This is a genomic window from Pseudomonas sp. WOUb67 (assembly GCF_050058005.1).
In the GTDB taxonomy this organism is placed as follows: domain Bacteria; phylum Pseudomonadota; class Gammaproteobacteria; order Pseudomonadales; family Pseudomonadaceae; genus Aquipseudomonas; species Aquipseudomonas putida_R.
The window spans coordinates 868,882-886,656 of sequence record NZ_CP170112.1 but is presented as its reverse complement, the minus strand read 5'-3'; the positions used below and the strand labels follow the sequence as shown (position 1 = coordinate 886,656).

The following is a 17,775-nucleotide window of genomic DNA, read 5'->3' as shown; positions in this document are numbered from 1 at the left end:
GACGGTATCCATCAAGATTAGGCCGCGCCTGCGGCAACCCCTATGGCGACATCTGCCAAACTAGAGGACATTTAGCGCCTCGACACTGGAGTATTGAGCATGACAAAAAAAGTAGCGGTGATTCTTTCCGGCTGTGGCGTATATGACGGCGCCGAAATCCACGAAAGCGTGATCACCCTGCTGCGCCTCGACCAGCGCGGTGCGCAGGTGCAGTGCTTCGCGCCGAACATTGCGCAGATGCATGTCATCAACCACCTGACCGGCGAAGAAATGCCCGAGTCGCGCAATGTGCTGGTGGAGTCGGCGCGCATTGCCCGCGGCGAGGTCAAGGACATCCGCGAAGCCAAGGCTGAGGAATTCGATGCGCTGATCGTGCCGGGCGGTTTCGGGGCGGCGAAAAACCTGTCCAACTTCGCCGTGGAAGGCGCCAACTGCACCGTCAACCCGGACGTGCTGGCCCTGGCCGAAGCCTTTGCCGACGCCTGCAAGCCGGTTGGCCTGATCTGCATCTCACCGGCGCTGGCCGCGAAGATCTACGGGCCGGGCGTGGTCTGCACCATCGGTAGCGACGCCGGTACTGCGGCGGCTGTGGAGAAGATGGGCGGCACCCATGAGGAGTGCGACGTGCACGATATTGTCGAAGACACCCAGCGCAAGCTGGTGACTACTCCGGCCTACATGGAGGCCAAGTCGATCAGCGAAGCGGCGGGCGGGATCTACAAGCTGGTGGACCGGGTGCTGGAACTCACACACGAGTAAGTTACGTTACGAGCGCTCTGTGTAGGAGCGGCCTTGTGTCGCGATCGGGCCGCGAAGCGGCCCCGGCAATTTATGCGGCGAAGCTGAAATCCTGGGGCCGCTTCGCAGCCCGATCGCGACACAAGGCCGCTCCTACAGGGACCGCGTCAGCCTTCAGGGCTTGGACAGCCGGGCAATGATCCGGTCCAGCGCATTGGCAAACGCCTGCTTTTCGCGCTCGCCATAAGCCCCCTGCCCTCCCCCCACTTGCCCCTGTTCGCGCAGGTCAGTGAACAGGTTGCGCGCCGCCAGGCGGTCACCCATGTTGCGCTCGTCGAATTCGCGCCCGCGCGGGTCCAGCACTGCCACACCCTTTTTCACCAGGCGGTCAGCCAGCGGCACATCACTGCAGATCACCAGCTCGCCCGGCACGGCGTGCTCCACCAGATAGTCGTCGGCTGCGTCCATGCCGCTGGGTACCACGATCAGGCGCACGATCGCGAACGCCGGTTTGGCCACGGCCTGGCCCGCCACCATCACCACTTCGAACTTGCGCTTGAGGGCGAACTTGACGATCAGATCCTTGGCCGCCTTGGGGCAGGCGTCGGCATCGATCCATACACGCATCGGAAATTCTCTACATGAAATCAGTGCGCCCATCATGCCTGAAGCACAGCGAAAGCTGGAGCAGGTGCGCGCTGGAAAAATGGCGCCAAAAATTCCAATTAGCGCTTATCCGACTCCGCCACTCAGGCTAAACTCGCCACAGCTTCACTGGCCTGCCCGAGCGCGCAATGAACCACCCTCACGAAATCCGCCCTGACCTGGACGAAGGCATCGACCGCAAAGTCCTGGCGACATTGCGTGCGCGTTTCCTGCAGCTGAACCAAGGGCGGCTGCAGCGGGCAATGGAAGGCCTGTCGACACGCCAGCAACAGGTACTGACGCTGCTGCCACTGCTGTTTCACGTGAACCACCCACTGTTGCCGGGTTACATCTCGAGTAGCACACCTGCGGGCGTGTCGGGCTACGAGCCAGGCGCCGAGCTGGTGGTCGAGGCCCAGCGCCTGGCCCGCTCGTTTACCTACAAGGCGCGCCATGGCAACCCGCCACGCCCGATTCACGGCCTGTTCCTGATGGGCAGCCTGGGCTCGCTGGCCCAGGCGGAAAACAGCGACATGGACCTGTGGGTGTGCCATGCGCCCGGCCTGCCCGAGCACTTGCTGGAAGAGCTGCGCCGCAAGTGCCAATTGCTGGAGGGCTGGGCGGCAAGCCTGGGCGCCGAGGCGCACTTCTTCCTGATCGACACGCAAGGCTTTGCCCAGGGCCAGCGCGATGGCCAACTGGGCTCCGACGACTGCGGCACCACCCAGCATTACCTGCTGCTGGACGAGTTCTACCGCACTACTCTTTGGCTGGCAGGGCGCACCCCCCTGTGGTGGCTGGTACCCGTCTACCAGGAACACAATTACCACGCCTACACCCAGACCCTGCTGACCAAGCGCTTCATCCGCAGCCAGGACGCGCTCGACCTCGGCAACCTGGCGCACATCCCGCCCGGCGAGTTCGTCGGTGCCGGCCTGTGGCAGCTGTTCAAGGGCATCGATTCGCCCTACAAGTCGCTGCTCAAGCTGCTGCTGACCGAGGCCTACGCCAGCGAGCACCCCGCCGTGCGCTGCCTGAGCCTGGACTACAAGCAGGCGGTGTTCGCCAACCAGCTCGACCTCGACGAGCTGGACCCGTATGTGATGGTGTACCGACGCATCGAACGTTACCTGCTGCAACGTGGCGAGCTCGCACGCCTGGAGCTGGTGAGGCGCAGCCTGTACCTGAAGGTGAACAAGAAGCTCAGCGACCAGGGCCGCGCCAATGGCTGGCAACGCCGGCTGTTGCAGCGCCTGGCAGACGAGTGGGGCTGGGACGAGCGTCAGCTGGCCCTGCTGGACAGCCGCAGCCTATGGAAAGTGCAGCAAGTCGCTGTCGAGCGCCGCGAACTGGTGGCCGAGCTCAACCATAGCTACCGCTTCCTCAGCCAGTTTGCCAGCACCCAGAACGCCAGCAGCCGCGCCGACCAGCGCGACCTCAATGTGCTGGGCCGGCGCCTCTATGCGGCCTTCGAGCGCCGCGCCGGCAAGGTCGAGGTGATAAACCCCGGCATCGCCCCGGACCTTGCCGAAGGCACCCTGACCCTGGTCCAGGCGCCCAACCGCAAAGAGCCCGGCAGCCACCACTGGGAGCTGTACAGCGGCAACCTGAGCACCCACGAGGTGGAGCACTTCAGCCCGATCAAACGCTGCCGCGAGCTGCTTGAACTGCTGGCCTGGGCCCACCGCAACGGCGTGATCGACAGCAGCACGCGCCTGGCGCTGCACCCGGGCGTCAGCGACCTCAGTGAACTGGAGCTGTTCAACCTGATGGGTTGCCTGCAGCAAAGCATTCCCCTGCCCTTGCCGATCGTCAGCGAAGTGCGCCTGCTGCAGCCCAGCGTTGCCGACGAGGTGCTGTTGCTGGTCAATGTCGCCATCGACCCGCTGCGCCATCACCGCGACCTGAACATCCTGATGACCACCGAGCGTACCGATTCGTTGAGCTACGCAGGCGTGCGCGAAAACCTGGTGCTGACCCTGGACCAGGTCACCCTGAACAGCTGGAACGAAGTGCTGGTTCAGCGCTACGACGGTGAGCACGCGCTGGTGCGCTGCCTGCGCGACTTCCTCAACAGCCCGGTGCTGCGCGGCCACCGGCCACGGGTACGGGTGCGTTGCTTTTGCCAGAGCCGCGCGCAGGCCACCGGCCAGCGCGTGGAGGAAATTTTCGACACGGTGCAACTGCTGCTGGACCAAGGCTTGAACCACCGCTACCTGCTACAGGTGGCCCAACACACCCATGTGCTGGAGCTGTTGGCCGGGCATGTCGGCCTGGCCACCCTGGCCGACCACGAAGCGCTGCTGGCCCACCTGGGCGAGGAGCGCAGCGCCTACAGCCCGCTGTACCTGGATAGCAACGCCCTGCTGGACCACGACCTGCGCCTGGTGCTGGAACAGGGGCGCCCGGCTTGCATCCAGGTGTTCTACCGCCTGCAGGGTGGCTGGGCCGATTTGTATGTGCTGGATGAATACAATGCCCTGTGGCAGCAGCGCCTGCCCCTGCATGACGAAGCCCACCTGCTGCTGCCGCTGCAGCGGTTCCTGCGCTCGGTGCTGATGCGCCGGGATGCCCGGCTGCCGCTGGATACCCAGCGCGCTGCCTCGCTGGACATCCACTACGCGCAACTGTTGCCTTCCGGTGCTGGCAGGGCGCGCAGCATCGAGCCGCGCCTGGCTCCGGTCGAAGGCAGCGGCCAGCCTTACTATGAGGTGCAGGCGATCATCCAGGCCAGTGTGGCGGGTGCGGCGCATGTGACGCTGTACTGCGACCAGCAAGAGTTTTCCGAGCTGGAGCATGGCGAGCAGCTGTATGCGGTGGTGGCCAGGCAGATCATCGGACAACGGCGCGGTGCCGGGCAGTACCGGTGCTACATCACCGACCTGGACTTGTCCGAGTTGCTGGATGACCGGCTGGGGGCGACGCAGGTGTACCTGAGCTACAAGCGGGTGCTGGAGCAGGCTTTGAATGAGGGGTTGGAGCAGGTTTTGGCGGAAGGCGCCTGAATTCGCAGCACAAGGCTGCTCCTACATGGGACCGCATCCCTCTGTAGGAGCAGCCTTGTGCTGCGAATGGGCCGCAACGCGGCCCCCATGGCCCTTACAGGTCGTAATCGCCCGCCGCTTCCGGCTGGTATTCCACTTCCAGCAGCTTCAGCTTGAGGGTCTTGCCCCCCGGTGCCGGCCAGTCAATCTGCTCGCCCACCGACAGCCCCAGCAAGGCGCAGCCGATCGGCGCCAGGATCGAGACCTTGCCTTCCGGCCCGGCATCCTTCGGATACACCAACGTCAGGTGGTAGTCCTTGCCGCTGGCCTCCTCACGGCAGTGCACGCGCGAGTTCATGGTCACCACGCCCGCCGGCACCTCCTCGTGACCGACCACCTTCTCGGCGCGGTCCAGCTCGGCCTGCAGGGCGAGCACACCCGGCGTACTCTCGTCGAGGCTGTCGATAAGACGCTCCAGACGCTGTACGTCCAATCGGGTGAGGGTGAGGGAAGGCTTGGTGCTCATGATCCAGTCAGACTCCTTTGAACAGGCGGTTTTCGTCGGGCAGATAAAGCAAAACCCCGCCCAAGGGCGGGGTTTGTGAATGCTTTGGCGTCACCGACGCAGAACTCGACACTACCACAGCCGGGCAAATACTCAAGCCCCTGCTCTCAGTGTGCCTTAGCCTGATCACGCAGGCGCTGGGCCTCGCGGCAGATCTGCCGACGCCGTTCGTCATCGGCGGAACGCCATTCGCGAATGTGCTCCACATGCCGCTGGCAGCCGGTGCACACCCGCTGTTCGTCCAGCCGGCAAACGCTGATGCACGGCGACTTCACTGCGGGGCTGACATTGCTGTAAAGCGGCTTGGGCGGCCGCGGTTGCTCACTCATCTCAGATCTCGTCGAAGTCCAGCTTCTCGCCAGCGCGCTCCCAGACGATGCGCTCAAGCATCTCGCCCAGCAGCTCTTCGCTCTTCTCGCAGATCCACTTCTTGCTCTCTTCGTCGTAGTCGAAGTGGAAACCGCCGGACTTGTCAGCCAGCCACAACTGGCGCAGCGGCTCCTGGCGGCTGAAGATCAGCTGGCTGCCATTTTCGAACTTGATGGTCAGGACCCCGGCGGAGTTCTCCATGTCCAGGTCCATGCCGCTCTCGTCGAACAGGTCTTCCAGGGCCTGTTGGGTCGCGTCGACCAGATCATGGAAACGCGCTTCACTCAAACTCATTGCAGGAACCTCGAAATTGGCTGCGTTACAGGCAAGCCGGGCAAGATACGGGCGCTTGGCGCCGAATGCAAAGATTAGCCATTGAAGGCGGTAAGAATAGCCCGCCCGGCGGACCGGCCCTTGCATAGGCAAGCCGCCGGTCGCTCGGTATACTCGGGCGCAATACTGCATTTTTCTAAGGATTTCACCCATGAAGCGCCTGATTTCCTCCTTCGCGGCGCTGGTCGCTGTTGCCTGCCTCGTTTCGGCCTGCGGCCAGAAAGGCCCGCTGTATCTGCCTGAAGACGGCGATAACGGCAAAGCGCACAAGTCGCACCAGCACCAGCCAAAAGCCAAGCCGGCCCCGGCGCCAGCACAGCAGCCCGAGCTACAGTCCGAGCCCGAGCAGTCGCCTGCGCAGTAAGGAAACCAGATGAACGCTTTCAACTACCGCGACGGTGAGCTGTTCGCGGAAGGGGTGGCCCTGTCGGCCATCGCCGAACGTTTCGGCACCCCCACCTACGTGTACTCGCGCGCCCACATCGAGGCCCAGTACCGCAGCTATGCCGACGCCCTGCAAGGCACCGAGCACCTGGTGTGCTTCGCGGTCAAGGCCAACTCCAACCTTGGCGTGCTGAACGTGCTGGCGCGCCTGGGCGCAGGCTTCGACATTGTCTCCGGCGGTGAGCTGGAGCGTGTGCTGGCCGCTGGCGGGCGCGCCGACCGCGTGGTGTTCTCCGGCGTCGGCAAAACCCGCGAAGACATGCACCGTGCCCTGGAAGTGGGTGTGCACTGCTTCAACGTCGAATCCACCGACGAACTGGAGCGCCTGCAAGTCGTGGCCGCCGAAATGGGCAAGGTTGCCCCGGTGTCGCTGCGGGTCAACCCGGACGTTGACGCCGGCACCCACCCGTACATCTCCACCGGTCTTAAAGAAAACAAGTTCGGCATCGCCATCGCCGACGCCGAGGCCATCTACGTGCGTGCCGCGCAGCTGCCGAACCTGGAAGTGGTCGGCGTCGACTGCCACATCGGCTCGCAGCTGACCACCGTCGAGCCGTTCCTCGATGCCCTCGACCGTTTGCTGGACCTGGTCGATCGCCTCGCCGACTGCGGCATCCACCTGCGCCACCTCGACCTGGGCGGCGGCGTTGGCGTGCGCTACCGCGACGAAGAGCCACCGCTGGTGGCCGATTACATCAAGGCTATTCGCGAGCGCGTAGGCAAGCGCGACCTGGCCCTGGTGTTCGAGCCGGGCCGCTACATCGTGGCCAACGCCGGCGTGCTGCTGACCCGCGTGGAATACCTCAAGCACACCGAACACAAAGACTTCGCCATCATCGATGCGGCAATGAACGACCTGATTCGCCCGGCCCTTTACCAGGCCTGGATGGGTGTCAGCGCGGTCATCCCACGCGAGGGCGAAGGCCGTGCCTACGACCTGGTCGGCCCGATCTGCGAGACCGGCGACTTCCTCGGCAAGGACCGTGTGCTGAACCTGGCCGAAGGCGACCTGCTGGCCGTGCAGTCCGCGGGCGCCTATGGTTTTGTCATGAGCTCCAACTACAACACCCGTGGCCGTTGCGCTGAAATCCTGGTCGACGGCGACCAGGCGTTCGAAGTACGCCGCCGCGAGACCATCGCCGAACTGTACGCTGGCGAAAGCCTGCTGCCGGAGTAAGCCCATGCTGCTGCGTTTTACCAAGATGCACGGCCTGGGCAACGACTTCATGGTCCTCGACCTGGTCAGCCAGCACGCGCATATCCAGCCAAAGCACGCCAAGCAATGGGGTGACCGTCACACCGGCATCGGCTTCGACCAGTTGCTGGTCGTCGAGGCGCCGAACAACCCGGAAGTGGATTTCCGCTACCGCATCTTCAACGCCGACGGTTCCGAAGTGGAGCAGTGCGGCAACGGTGCGCGCTGCTTCGCCCGCTTCGTGCTGGACAAGCGCCTGACCGCGAAAAAGCGCATCCGCGTGGAAACCAAAAGCGGCATCATCGTGCTGGACGTGCAGAACGACGGCCAGGTGAGTGTCGACATGGGCCCACCGCGCTTCATCCCTGCCGAAATCCCCTTCGTCGCTGACGAGCAGGCGCTGAACTACCCACTGGAAGTCGACGGCCAGCTGCATTCGATTGCCGCCGTGTCCATGGGTAACCCGCATGCCGTGCTGCGCGTCGACGACGTGCAGACTGCCCCCGTGCATGAGCTGGGCCCGAAGATCGAAAACCACCCGCGCTTCCCGCAGCGGGTGAATGCCGGCTTCCTCCAGGTCATCGACCGCCACCGCGCCAACCTGCGCGTGTGGGAACGCGGCGCGGGCGAAACCCAGGCCTGCGGCACCGGCGCCTGCGCCGCGGCCGTGGCAGCGATCAGCCAAGGCTGGATGGATTCCCCGGTGTCCCTCGACCTGCCCGGTGGCCGCCTGCACATCGAATGGGCCGGCCCCGGCAAGCCCGTGTTGATGACCGGCCCTGCCGTGCGCGTCTACGAAGGACAGGTTCGTCTCTAATCGAGTAACCGCCATGACCGATCAGCCCAAGGTTGTACCCCAGCAGTCCGCCGAGCTCGATGCCGAAGCGGTGGTCGCCTACCTGCGCGCCCACCCCACCTTCTTCGCCGAGCACGACGAGCTGCTGATCGAACAGCACATCCCGCACCAGCGGGGCGACAGCGTGTCGCTGGTGGAACGCCAGCTCAAGCTGCTGCGCGACCGCAACATCGAGATGCGCCATCGCCTGTCGCAACTGATGGACGTGGCCCGCGACAACGACCGGCTGTTCGACAAGACCCGACGGCTGATCCTCGACCTGCTCGACGCCGGTACCCTGGAAGAAGTGGTGATGGCGGTCGAAGACAGCCTGCGCCAGGAATTCCAGGTGCCCTTCGTCAGCCTCATCCTGTTTGGCGACAATGTTGCGCCGGTCGGGCGCTGGGTCAGCAACGCCGAGGCGCAACAGGCCATCGGTGCCCTGCTGGGCGGCGGCAAGACCGTCAGTGGCAACCTGCGTGAGCATGAGCTGTCCTTCCTCTTCGGTGAGGAGCAGCGCCGGGAGGTGGGCTCCAGCGCCGTGGCCACCCTCGAATACCAGGGGTTGCACGGGGTGCTGGCGATCGGCAGCCGCGACCCGCAACACTACAAGAGCAGCGTCGGCACCCTGTTCCTCGGCTACATCGCCGAAGTGCTCGGCCGCGTTGTACCGCGCGTTACCCAGACCCTGCGCTCGGTACGCTGATGGAACGCCAGCTGGAGGCTTATTGCGCACACCTGCGCAACGAGCGCCAGGTGTCGGAGCACACATTGGTGGGCTACCGTCGCGACCTGGACAAGGTCATCGCCTACTGCAAGGAACACAATATTGCCGATTGGCAGGCGCTGCAGATCCAGCAGCTGCGCCAGCTCATCGCGCGCCTGCACCACCATGGCCAGTCCTCGCGCAGCCTGGCCCGGCTGCTGTCGGCGGTGCGCGGCCTGTACCGCTACCTCAACCGCGAAGGCCTGTGCCAGCACGACCCGGCCACCGGCCTGAGCGCGCCCAAGGGTGAGCGCCGCTTGCCCAAGGTGCTGGACACCGACCGCGCCCTGCAGCTGCTTGATGGCGGCGTCGACGACGACTTCATCGCCCGCCGTGACCAGGCCATCCTTGAACTGTTTTATTCATCTGGCCTGCGCCTGTCCGAGCTGACCAACCTCGACCTCGATCACATCGACCTCGCCGCCGGCCTGGTGCAGGTGCTGGGCAAGGGTGGCAAAGCCCGCGTGCTGCCGGTTGGCCGCAAGGCCCGCGAGGCGCTGCAGGCCTGGTACCGCCTGCGCGGCATCGGCAACCCGCGTGACCGTGCAGTGTTCATCACCCGCCAGGGCAACCGCATCACGCCACGGGCTGTACAGCAACGTGTGAAGAAGGCGGGTGAGCGCGAGCTGGGCCAGCACCTGCACCCGCACATGCTTCGCCATTCCTTCGCCAGCCATGTGCTGGAATCGTCCCAGGACCTGCGGGCGGTGCAGGAGATGCTCGGCCATGCCGACATCAGCACCACGCAGATCTACACCCACCTGGACTTCCAGCACCTGGCCGCGGTGTACGACAGCGCCCACCCTCGGGCCAAACGCAGCAAAGGCACAGACTCATGAGCATCAAGCTGATCACCTTCGACCTCGACGACACCCTGTGGGACACCGCGCCGGTCATCGCCAGCGCAGAAGTCGTGCTGCGCGACTGGCTCGAAGCCAACGCTCCGATCCTGGGCGGCGTGCCGGTGGAGCACCTGTTCGCCATCCGCGAGCGCCTGGTACAGGCCGAACCCGGCCTCAAGCACCGCATCAGCGCCCTGCGCCGACGGGTGCTGTTCCATGCCCTGGAAGAGGTCGGCTACAGCGAGAAGCAAGCGCAGGCGCTGGCCAACGAAGGCTTTGAAGTGTTCCTGCACGCTCGCCACCAGGTGGAGATCTTCCCCGAGGTGCAGCCGGTGCTGGAGATCTTGCGCCATCACTACACCCTGGGCGTGGTCACCAACGGCAATGCCGATGTGAGCCGGCTGGGGCTGGCGGACTACTTCCGCTTTTCCCTGTGCGCCGAAGACCTCGGCATCGGCAAGCCAGACCCGGCACCGTTCCTGGAAGCCCTGCGCCGCGGCGAGGCGGACGCCAGTGCGGCAGTGCACATTGGCGATCACCCCGGCGATGACATCGCAGGCGCCCAGCGCGCCGGGCTACGCGCAGTGTGGTTCAACCCTCAGGGCAAGGCCTGGACGGGTGAGCAGGCACCGGATGCCGAGATCCAGCGCCTGTCGCAGCTGCCCGACATCCTCGCGCGCTGGCGCTGACAGGGGCCGCGTTGCGGCCCATTCGCGGGTAAACCCGCTCCCACAGGGATCGCGCACGTCCTGAGGCCTGTAGTGAACCTGTGGGAGCGGGTTTACCCGCGAAGAGGCCTGCACAGGCAGCACAAATCTGACAAGCACAAGAAAGCCCGCAGCGACTGCGGGCCACTTTGCTCAACCGCCAGCAACTCTGCGAAGCATGCTTTGGCGACGCAGCAACCACATCAACGAGCCCCCTTTGATTGACTCTGAAATCACGATCAAGCCGAGCATCAACCACGGGTTGTAGCCGGGTGCCAAGCTGGCCCAGACCAAAAGCACCGAGAACGACGGCACAGCGAACAGCAACCGCCAAGGCATTTGCGCCAGACCAACATAGATTCCCGCCTTCCGAGCGCCCAGCAAAAGCGCAGCACTGAAAATGATCGAGGCCTGCAGCACCACGTTCAGCGCCATCAGCGCTATGGTGAGCCAGCCTTGCTCGCTCCAAATGCCCCACATGTTCTGTAGGTCTGTAACCACAGGAAAATGCCCACGCCGAATACTACCTACGAGGTAGAGCAATAGATAAAGGGCATCCAGCCCTCCCCACAACCGCAATGCCCAGCTCTCTGCGTTTCGTCCTCCGGGCATCATTTCTTTTCTCGGTGTTCGTAGGCTTCAAAAGGAAGAACGGGTTGCCAATGCCAGGATTTCCCACTGATTTGCCATTTATCGTCTCCCTCGAGATACCGTTGAGTGATACCCCGTATTTCGCCATAGCGATGAATGACGGATCGCGATGCCAAATGATCATCGTGGCTATCAAGTGGAACCCATTGCTGAGTCACGATTCGAAAGGTATTGTCATAATCCTTGCCTTCCGAACCAAAGAGACGACCCTCGTCACCCAGCGAGCCAAGGCGGTTCTGCAGAATGGCGAAGGTATTTTTCAAACCGTCATAATCGATGTCGATAGTGCGCCACTTACCAGGGCCACGTTCGTTTTCAGCGTGCCTGTTGATCTGCCCAGACATAGGGAAGCATTGCGCCGCCCCTAAGTGGCCATCCAGCCTCATGGGCTTGAATGGTTGGCTGGTCAAAAACAGCCATCTGCCGTCTCTGATCTCTTTTAGCGCCACTTCGAGATCTCGCTCAGAGAGCTGTCGCCCGAGAGTGACGCCGCAATCTCTCAAAAACTCTGTCCTACCGTGCAAACATCCCCAGTTTGAGAGAGCACGCTTTACTTTCCACTCAGCAAAAAAAGGGTCTTCCACCTTAGGGAAGTCTTCCTTGCGAAGGTCACGACGACGAACCAGTTTGTCCATAAATCCCCCAGGCTTGAAGGGTGATGCTTGCCTGGTGGCGCAAATCTGATCCAGCAGATGCTTCCTCTTTTCTTGTGGGAAATTTCTCTATTTTCTGAGCGCCCACAAAAAAGCCCGCAGCGACGGCGGGCTTTTTTGTGTTCAGCCACTCAGATAGGGCGGCTGCCGTACTTGTTGTCCGGCTTCTTGGGCGGGTCGGCGACCACGTTGGCCTCGACTTCCTGCACCTTGCCACCGCGAGAAAGGAATTCTTCCATCGCCTTGGCCAGGGCATCACGCTCTTTCTGCTTGGCTTCCATGCTCGGCATCTCGTCTACCGAGACGGCCGCCTTGGACTTGCCCTTTGCAGCAGGTGCCGGGCTGCTGTCGTCATCGCCAGCGTCTTCAACGCCGTCATCAGCCGCCGCTTCGAGGCCTTCATCGCCCTCGTCTTCGTCGCCTACTTCGAGGTCATCATTTTCCAGATCGTCGTCGCTCATGTTCTACCTCATGACTTGCGAAAAGCAGGTTAGTTATAGACCAGTGCAGCCGTAGACCGGCAGCCACCAGTGAAAATTCAACTGGCCGTGGGTTAGGCCACTGCCCTTGGGTCGGCGCTCCTGATGGGAGGCGGCACCCAGCAGGCCCTGCTCCTGGCAGGACCTGACAAATCCATTAGCCCCTGCTGGCCACACGCTATTGGCAAGCCTAGCAAAGGCTGGGGAAGTGTGTGGACTCCACGTCCAACACCCTTCGGCGCGCATTCTAGCGCGCCCGTGGAAAAAGCAAAGCTCCATAAACGCCCTACGACTTGTAAGTTTTTTGCCTACGTCGCGAACGTGACGGATAAACCGTTTGCCAAGCGCAAAAAGCTGAAAATCTGGCAAAAAAATGCCCGGCAAGCCGGGCAAGTTTTTACCGCGTCGCAGTTACAGGTTGTAGCCGCGTTCGTTGTGCTGAGCCAGGTCGAGGCCGACCGACTCTTCTTCTTCGTTGACCCGCAGGCCCATCACCACATCCAGCACCTTGAGGATCACGTAGGTGACGATGGCGGTGTAGACCACGGTGAAAATCACGCCTTTGGCCTGGATCCAGACTTGCATGCCAATGTCGGTGACGGTGCCGAAGCCGCCCAGTGCCGGGGCCGCAAACACACCGGTGAGGATGGCACCGATGATGCCGCCGATACCGTGCACACCGAAGGCATCCAGCGAATCGTCATAACCGAGCTTGCGCTTGAGGGTGGTGGCGCAGAAGTAGCAGATCACACCCGAAGCCAGGCCGATCACCAGGGCGCCCATCGGGCCCACGGTGCCTGCAGCCGGGGTAATGGCGACCAGGCCGGCAACCACACCCGAAGCGATGCCCAGGGCGCTGGGTTTGCCGTGACCGATCCATTCGGCGAACATCCAGCCCAGTGCGGCAGCAGCGGTGGCGATCTGGGTGACCAGCATGGCCATGCCAGCGGTGCCGTTGGCGGCCGCGGCGGAGCCTGCGTTGAAGCCGAACCAGCCGATCCACAGCATGGCGGCGCCCATCAGGGTGTAGCCCAGGTTGTGCGGGGCCATCGGGGTGGTCGGGTAGCCCTTGCGCTTGCCCAGCACCAGGCAGCAGACCAGGCCTGCGATACCGGCGTTGATGTGCACCACGGTGCCGCCAGCGAAGTCCAGTACGCCCCAGTCCCACATCAGTGCACCGTCACCGCTCCACACCATGTGCGCGATCGGCGCATACACCAGGGTGAACCAGATGCCCATGAACACCAGCATCGCGGAGAACTTCATGCGCTCGGCGAAAGCACCCACGATCAGTGCCGGGGTGATGATGGCGAAGGTCATCTGGAAGGTGATGAAGACCGCTTCAGGGAACAGTGCGGTGGCCGACGTCAGGTTCTCGGGCGTGACGCCGCTGAGGAAGGCCTTGGAGAAGCCGCCGACGAAGGAATTGAAGTTGAGCACGCCCTTTTCCATACCGGTGGTATCGAAGGCCATGCTGTAGCCGTAGACGACCCAGAGAATGCTCATCAGGCCGGTGATTGCAAAGCACTGCATCATCACCGACAGCACGTTCTTGGAACGCACCATGCCGCCATAGAACAGGGCCAGGCCCGGGATAGTCATGAACAGCACCAGCGCCGTTGCAGTCAGCATCCAGGCGGTGTCGCCGGAGTTCAGCGCTGGGGCAGCTTCCTCTGCCAGGGCGAGCCCGGGCATTACGAGGGACAAAAGGGCTCCTAGCCCTGCGATCTTACGCAGAGTCATGTTGTTTTCTCCTGGGGCGTTGGGTTTGGTGAGGCTTTTTTGCTGCTTAGATCGCGTCGGTATCGGTTTCGCCGGTACGGATGCGGATCGCCTGCTCCAGATTCACCACGAAAATCTTGCCGTCACCGATCTTGCCGGTGTTGGCAGCCTTGGTGATGGCTTCGATTACCCGATCAAGGTCCTTGTCATCGATGGCAACATCGATCTTCACCTTGGGCAGAAAATCGACCACATATTCAGCACCGCGATACAGCTCGGTGTGGCCCTTCTGCCGGCCGAAGCCTTTGACTTCAGTAACAGTGATGCCCTGCACGCCGATTTCCGACAGCGACTCGCGCACGTCGTCCAGCTTGAACGGCTTGATGATGGCTGTGACTAGCTTCATGAAACTCTCTCCCGATTTGGTGGACTTGCCCCAGGAAAACAAACCCGTCTCAAGTCTAAGCGCAGCGGTTGGCTTTGTAACGCGTCGTCGGCATCCGGCTCCGCGTGCGCACTGCTTGGTCACAAGGAACTGCATCAGTGCATGGCTCGTACAGGTCTTTGCAGAAACCTTGCCAGTTCCGGCAAATCACCGGAAAACAGCGAGTTATGTGAAAGGGTCGGGATTGGCCAGTCGCCAGCATGGAAAACATGCACAGTTTCGGTGCGCACAAGCAGGGCGCATTGCGCGAAAAACGTGCAATCGATCGAGAACTGTGGGAGCGGGCACGCCCGCGAACACCGGCACAGCCGGTGCCATCCACCGCGCTGGGTTCTTCGCGGGCCTGCCCGCTCCCACAAGGGCCAATGTGAACTCAAGGGTCAGGTGCTACACTGCCGGCCATTCTCAGTTTCAGTGGACAACGCCATGCTTGCGCCCAAAGCCCTTCTCGATGCCCTGAGCGACCAGGCCTCGCGCCTGTTCAGCAGCGATACCGCACAGCCCCGTGCAGAACTGGAAAGCCAGTTCAAGGTGCTGATGCAAGGTGCCTTCAGCAAGCTGGACCTGGTCAGCCGTGACGAATTCGACAGCCAGATGGTCGTGCTGGCGCGCACCCGCGCACGCCTGGAGGCCTTGGAAAAACAAGTAGCCGAACTGGAAGCACGCATGGCGCCCGACACGCAGGAATAACAACCGATACACGGAGCGTTTCCCATGAAAGTCAGCGCACGCAATGTTTTTGAAGGCAAAGTCACCAACGTTCAGCCCGGCGCGGTCAATGCCGAAGTCGAGCTGACCCTGGGTGGCGGTGAAAAGCTGGTGGCGGTGGTCACCATGGCCAGCCTGCATAACCTCAGCATCAACGTCGGCAAAGATGCCGTGGCGCTGGTCAAAGCGCCGTGGGTGGTGCTGCTGACCGACGCTGCCGGCTACAAACTGTCGGCCCGTAACGCACTGGAAGGCGAAGTGGTGCGGGTGGGTGATGGTGCAGTGAATGCCGAAGTGGTGCTGAAGCTGGCCGGCGGCACCGAGGTGTATGCCATCGTGACCCGCGAAGCCGTGCAGGAGCTGGGCCTGGCACCGGGTGTGAAGGCCACTGCACTGATCAAGGCCTCGCACATCATCCTCGGCGCCAAGCCCTGAGCTCTGAGTCCTGAGTCCTGAGTCCTGAGTCCTGAGTCCTGAGTCCTGAGTCCTGAGGATACCCTGTGGGAGCGGGTTTACCCGCGAAGAAACCAGCGAGGTGGATGGCACCGGCATAGCCGGTGTTCGCGGCTAAAGCCGCTCCCACAGATATCAAACAAGGCTCACCCCCTGCTAGCTCGCGCAGAGCTGCTTCGGCGGCAACTCGCTGGCATGCAAGGTGCCGCGAAACAGGGTCGCACCACACTGGGTAACCAGGGTCTTGACCCGGTTGTGCGAGTTGAGGATCTCGGCCTGGATGTCTTCGATGGCTGAATCCCCAGGCTGCAAGGCAGCCGCACGGTTGGCCCATTCGATGGCAGCGAAACGGCTCTGCTTGCGGGTGCCGCGCCCCTGCATCCAGGCCAACCCCAGTTCGGCACTGGCGCGCCCGGCAATCCACGCGTCCGGATGCTCGACCAGGCTCGACAGGTAGGCGACCGCCTCGGATCGCTCCTGCGCTTCGCCAAACTGGCGCAACAGAATCCCCAGATGCAAGCGCGCGCGTGCATTGGTCTGCGGATTACCCAATGCGTCGACCAGCAGGCGCCTGACGGCCAGCATGGCGCTTCGCTCATTCAGGTCCTCATCGCCATCCATGCGCAGGCAGGCGAGGTTGTACTTGGCCTGCCTGCTACCCGCCTCCACCGCACGCTGCAACCAATACTCAGCCGCCTCGTCATCCAGATAGTGCGCCGGGGAGTTGCCCAGGCCGCCGCTGTGCAGCTCGTACAGACCCAGGGCTGCACCCGGCAGGCTCAGCTCGGCACAGCGCTCATACAGGTAACAGGCCACCTCATGCCGGTTGGCAGCCCACAGCAGCCGCGCCACAGCGAGCACCTCGAAGCCTGGCGCCTGGCCCGCGCGCTGGCGCGTCACCGCCATTTGCGACCATAGCCTTGCCTGCTCGGCCGAGCGTGGCAGCCCCCACAGGCCGAAGCGATGCCCAACAGCACGCATTGCACAGGCGCCAGCATGCGAGCGGCCTTCACACAGGCGCTCGATGGCGGTGCGCAACAGGTGTTGTTCATCTGCCATGCCATCGCTCAGTATCAGCCCGACCAGGCAGCGAAATGGCTCGCCCATGGCTGGGATGGCACCGTGGTCGGCATTGCATGCCAGGCTCGCCGCGAAATCGCGCATACCGCCGGCATGGTCCTGCAAGGCACTGCTGCGCAGCGCGCCTCGCCAAGCCAGCAAGACGGCGCTTTCCCTGGGCCTTAGCGGGCGCTGCAACCAGGCATCGAACAGTTGCTGCCAATCGGCGACGGCCTGTAACTGTTCGGCATGTGGCAGCTTCAGCCGCTCTTCGACGGCCATCCAGCGCAACGCATTGCGCAACGCTTCGTCCCACCCTTCGCACAACGCCCCATTGGCCAACAGGTCTAGCGCATCGAAGCTGGCGCCCCAACGGGGCAGCAGGTAAACGGCGAGGGCCTGGATCGCTTCAAAGCAACCAGGGCGGGCCACCAGCGCATGGCGCAACCAGTAATAGCGTGGTGTTTCATTTTCGTGATCGATCCGCCTGCTCAGGCACGCCGGCAACGCTTGGGGCAACTCGGCCAAGGGCAACAGCCCGTGCTTCACCAGTAAGGGCGCCGCGGCTTCCTGCACTTCCACATCGGCATGGGCGCTGGGCCTGTACCGCGCAGGCTGCCCCTGAAACAGTTCGATCAACCAGCCTGGCTCGCGCAGCTGCGCACTGATACGCAGCATGCCAATGGCCGCTGCCACAGGTTGTGCGCAGCGGTCCATTGCACGCAACAGGTGCGCGGTCGCGGTTTCACATATTTGCTCGACGGCCAGCAAGCGCGCAGCGTCGCGTTGGCCGGCACCCTGCACCTGGCAAGCCCGGTGGAAGCAGTGCATGCCCATTACCACCTGCGGGTGGTAAGCCTTGGGGCAGGCGTCAATCCAGGCTTTGATGACTTGGCTCAGGGCCCTGTCACCCTGGTGCTCCGGGTCGACCAGCATGTGCCCTTCGATGGCCGCCAGGTAGGCCGGAAACTCGCCGGGCGGGGCTTGGCGCCATTGCGCCTCGAGGCTGTCGAAAAAGCGGGTGAGTTCTATGAATGAATTGGCCTGCACCAGTTCGCGGATGATCTGGCGCGTGCGGGTGAGCGTTTGCACGGCGCAATACCTCAAGTCCATTTGAAAGAAGATGCGTGCCATCCCATGGCAACGGCATTTGCCCAACAACACTAAGCCATACCAGGCACC

The 17,775-nt window shown here is 63.0% G+C and carries 20 protein-coding genes; 10 read left to right on the top strand and 10 right to left on the bottom strand.

Translation table 11 applies throughout. The annotated features are described in order from the left end of the window. Nucleotides 1–99 precede the first annotated feature (99 nt). Nucleotides 100–759 (top strand): isoprenoid biosynthesis glyoxalase ElbB, encoded by a 660-nt coding sequence (gene elbB, locus ABOC32_RS03965; RefSeq protein ID WP_426810190.1) that lies wholly within the window; start codon nucleotides 100–102, stop codon nucleotides 757–759. 153 nt (nucleotides 760–912) lie between these two features. Here elbB and ABOC32_RS03960 read toward each other — a convergent pair whose 3' ends face one another. Continuing rightward, nucleotides 913–1,365, bottom strand: a complete 453-nt coding sequence (locus tag ABOC32_RS03960) for a YaiI/YqxD family protein (protein ID WP_043198961.1) — start codon at nucleotides 1,363–1,365, stop codon at nucleotides 913–915. A gap of 167 nt (nucleotides 1,366–1,532) precedes the next feature. Here ABOC32_RS03960 and ABOC32_RS03955 point away from each other — a divergent pair, with 167 nt between their 5' ends. Beyond that, a complete protein-coding gene (locus ABOC32_RS03955; protein WP_426810189.1) occupies nucleotides 1,533–4,388 on the top strand; it encodes a class I adenylate cyclase in 2,856 nt (951 codons plus the stop codon). Nucleotides 4,389–4,482: 94 nt separating this feature from the next. Here ABOC32_RS03955 and rnk read toward each other — a convergent pair whose 3' ends face one another. The 3 genes from rnk to cyaY form a co-directional block, all read right to left on the bottom strand. After that, a complete protein-coding gene (gene rnk, locus ABOC32_RS03950; protein ID WP_234226359.1) occupies nucleotides 4,483–4,893 on the bottom strand; it encodes a nucleoside diphosphate kinase regulator in 411 nt (136 codons plus the stop codon). A gap of 146 nt (nucleotides 4,894–5,039) precedes the next feature. Further along, complete coding sequence (locus tag ABOC32_RS03945) at nucleotides 5,040–5,261, bottom strand: DUF1289 domain-containing protein (protein ID WP_426810188.1); 222 nt, start codon at nucleotides 5,259–5,261, stop codon at nucleotides 5,040–5,042. A 1-nt stretch (nucleotide 5,262) separates the two neighbouring features. Next, nucleotides 5,263–5,595 carry an iron donor protein CyaY gene (gene cyaY, locus ABOC32_RS03940; RefSeq protein WP_086978511.1) on the bottom strand — a complete coding sequence of 111 codons (333 nt, stop codon included), beginning with the start codon at nucleotides 5,593–5,595 and terminating at the stop codon, nucleotides 5,263–5,265. 190 nt (nucleotides 5,596–5,785) lie between these two features. On the opposite strand from cyaY, the gene lptM reads away from it, so the two are divergent. From lptM to ABOC32_RS03910, 6 genes are read left to right on the top strand one after another with little or no spacing between them, the layout of a single operon-like run. Continuing rightward, a complete protein-coding gene (gene lptM / locus ABOC32_RS03935) occupies nucleotides 5,786–5,998 on the top strand; it encodes an LPS translocon maturation chaperone LptM (protein WP_016502186.1) in 213 nt (70 codons plus the stop codon). 9 nt (nucleotides 5,999–6,007) lie between these two features. Then, the gene (lysA, locus tag ABOC32_RS03930; RefSeq protein WP_426810187.1) at nucleotides 6,008–7,255 is read left to right on the top strand and encodes a diaminopimelate decarboxylase; all 1,248 of its coding nucleotides are present in this window, start codon (nucleotides 6,008–6,010) and stop codon (nucleotides 7,253–7,255) included. A 4-nt stretch (nucleotides 7,256–7,259) separates the two neighbouring features. Further along, nucleotides 7,260–8,090: a diaminopimelate epimerase gene (dapF, locus tag ABOC32_RS03925; RefSeq protein ID WP_426810186.1), complete on the top strand. Its 831-nt coding sequence runs from the start codon at nucleotides 7,260–7,262 to the stop codon at nucleotides 8,088–8,090. A gap of 13 nt (nucleotides 8,091–8,103) precedes the next feature. After that, nucleotides 8,104–8,814, top strand: coding sequence for a DUF484 family protein (locus tag ABOC32_RS03920; RefSeq protein ID WP_426810185.1), 711 nt, complete (start codon nucleotides 8,104–8,106; stop codon nucleotides 8,812–8,814). Beyond that, nucleotides 8,814–9,713: a tyrosine recombinase XerC gene (gene xerC, locus ABOC32_RS03915; RefSeq protein WP_426810184.1), complete on the top strand. Its 900-nt coding sequence runs from the start codon at nucleotides 8,814–8,816 to the stop codon at nucleotides 9,711–9,713. Before ABOC32_RS03920 ends, xerC begins: the two co-directional genes overlap by 1 nt. Then, on the top strand, nucleotides 9,710–10,405 hold the full coding sequence (locus ABOC32_RS03910) for an HAD family hydrolase (protein ID WP_426810183.1): 696 nt from the start codon (nucleotides 9,710–9,712) through the stop codon (nucleotides 10,403–10,405). Before xerC ends, ABOC32_RS03910 begins: the two co-directional genes overlap by 4 nt. 171 nt (nucleotides 10,406–10,576) lie before the next feature. On the opposite strand, the gene ABOC32_RS03905 is transcribed toward ABOC32_RS03910, so the two are convergent. From ABOC32_RS03905 to glnK, 5 genes are all read right to left on the bottom strand, one after another. Continuing rightward, nucleotides 10,577–11,038, bottom strand: a complete 462-nt coding sequence (locus tag ABOC32_RS03905; protein WP_426810182.1) for a hypothetical protein — start codon at nucleotides 11,036–11,038, stop codon at nucleotides 10,577–10,579. Further along, a complete protein-coding gene (locus ABOC32_RS03900; RefSeq protein ID WP_426810181.1) occupies nucleotides 11,035–11,709 on the bottom strand; it encodes a hypothetical protein in 675 nt (224 codons plus the stop codon). The genes ABOC32_RS03905 and ABOC32_RS03900 overlap by 4 nt, the downstream gene beginning before the upstream one ends. Before the next feature lie 149 nt (nucleotides 11,710–11,858). Continuing rightward, nucleotides 11,859–12,188 (bottom strand): transcriptional regulator SutA, encoded by a 330-nt coding sequence (gene sutA / locus ABOC32_RS03895; RefSeq protein WP_009681644.1) that lies wholly within the window; start codon nucleotides 12,186–12,188, stop codon nucleotides 11,859–11,861. Nucleotides 12,189–12,617: 429 nt separating this feature from the next. Next, nucleotides 12,618–13,949 (bottom strand): ammonium transporter, encoded by a 1,332-nt coding sequence (locus tag ABOC32_RS03890; protein WP_016712640.1) that lies wholly within the window; start codon nucleotides 13,947–13,949, stop codon nucleotides 12,618–12,620. Nucleotides 13,950–13,995: 46 nt separating this feature from the next. Beyond that, nucleotides 13,996–14,334, bottom strand: a complete 339-nt coding sequence (gene glnK, locus ABOC32_RS03885; protein ID WP_002555808.1) for a P-II family nitrogen regulator — start codon at nucleotides 14,332–14,334, stop codon at nucleotides 13,996–13,998. A gap of 465 nt (nucleotides 14,335–14,799) precedes the next feature. Here glnK and ABOC32_RS03880 point away from each other — a divergent pair, with 465 nt between their 5' ends. Both ABOC32_RS03880 and ABOC32_RS03875 read left to right on the top strand, forming a co-directional pair. Then, entirely contained in the window at nucleotides 14,800–15,063 is a 264-nt protein-coding gene (locus ABOC32_RS03880) for an accessory factor UbiK family protein (protein ID WP_086978505.1), read from the top strand. A gap of 24 nt (nucleotides 15,064–15,087) precedes the next feature. Then, a complete protein-coding gene (locus ABOC32_RS03875; RefSeq protein ID WP_401349551.1) occupies nucleotides 15,088–15,516 on the top strand; it encodes a TOBE domain-containing protein in 429 nt (142 codons plus the stop codon). A 174-nt stretch (nucleotides 15,517–15,690) separates the two neighbouring features. On the opposite strand, the gene ABOC32_RS03870 is transcribed toward ABOC32_RS03875, so the two are convergent. Then, entirely contained in the window at nucleotides 15,691–17,685 is a 1,995-nt protein-coding gene (locus ABOC32_RS03870) for a DUF4034 domain-containing protein (RefSeq protein ID WP_426810180.1), read from the bottom strand. Nucleotides 17,686–17,775: the final 90 nt, after the last annotated feature.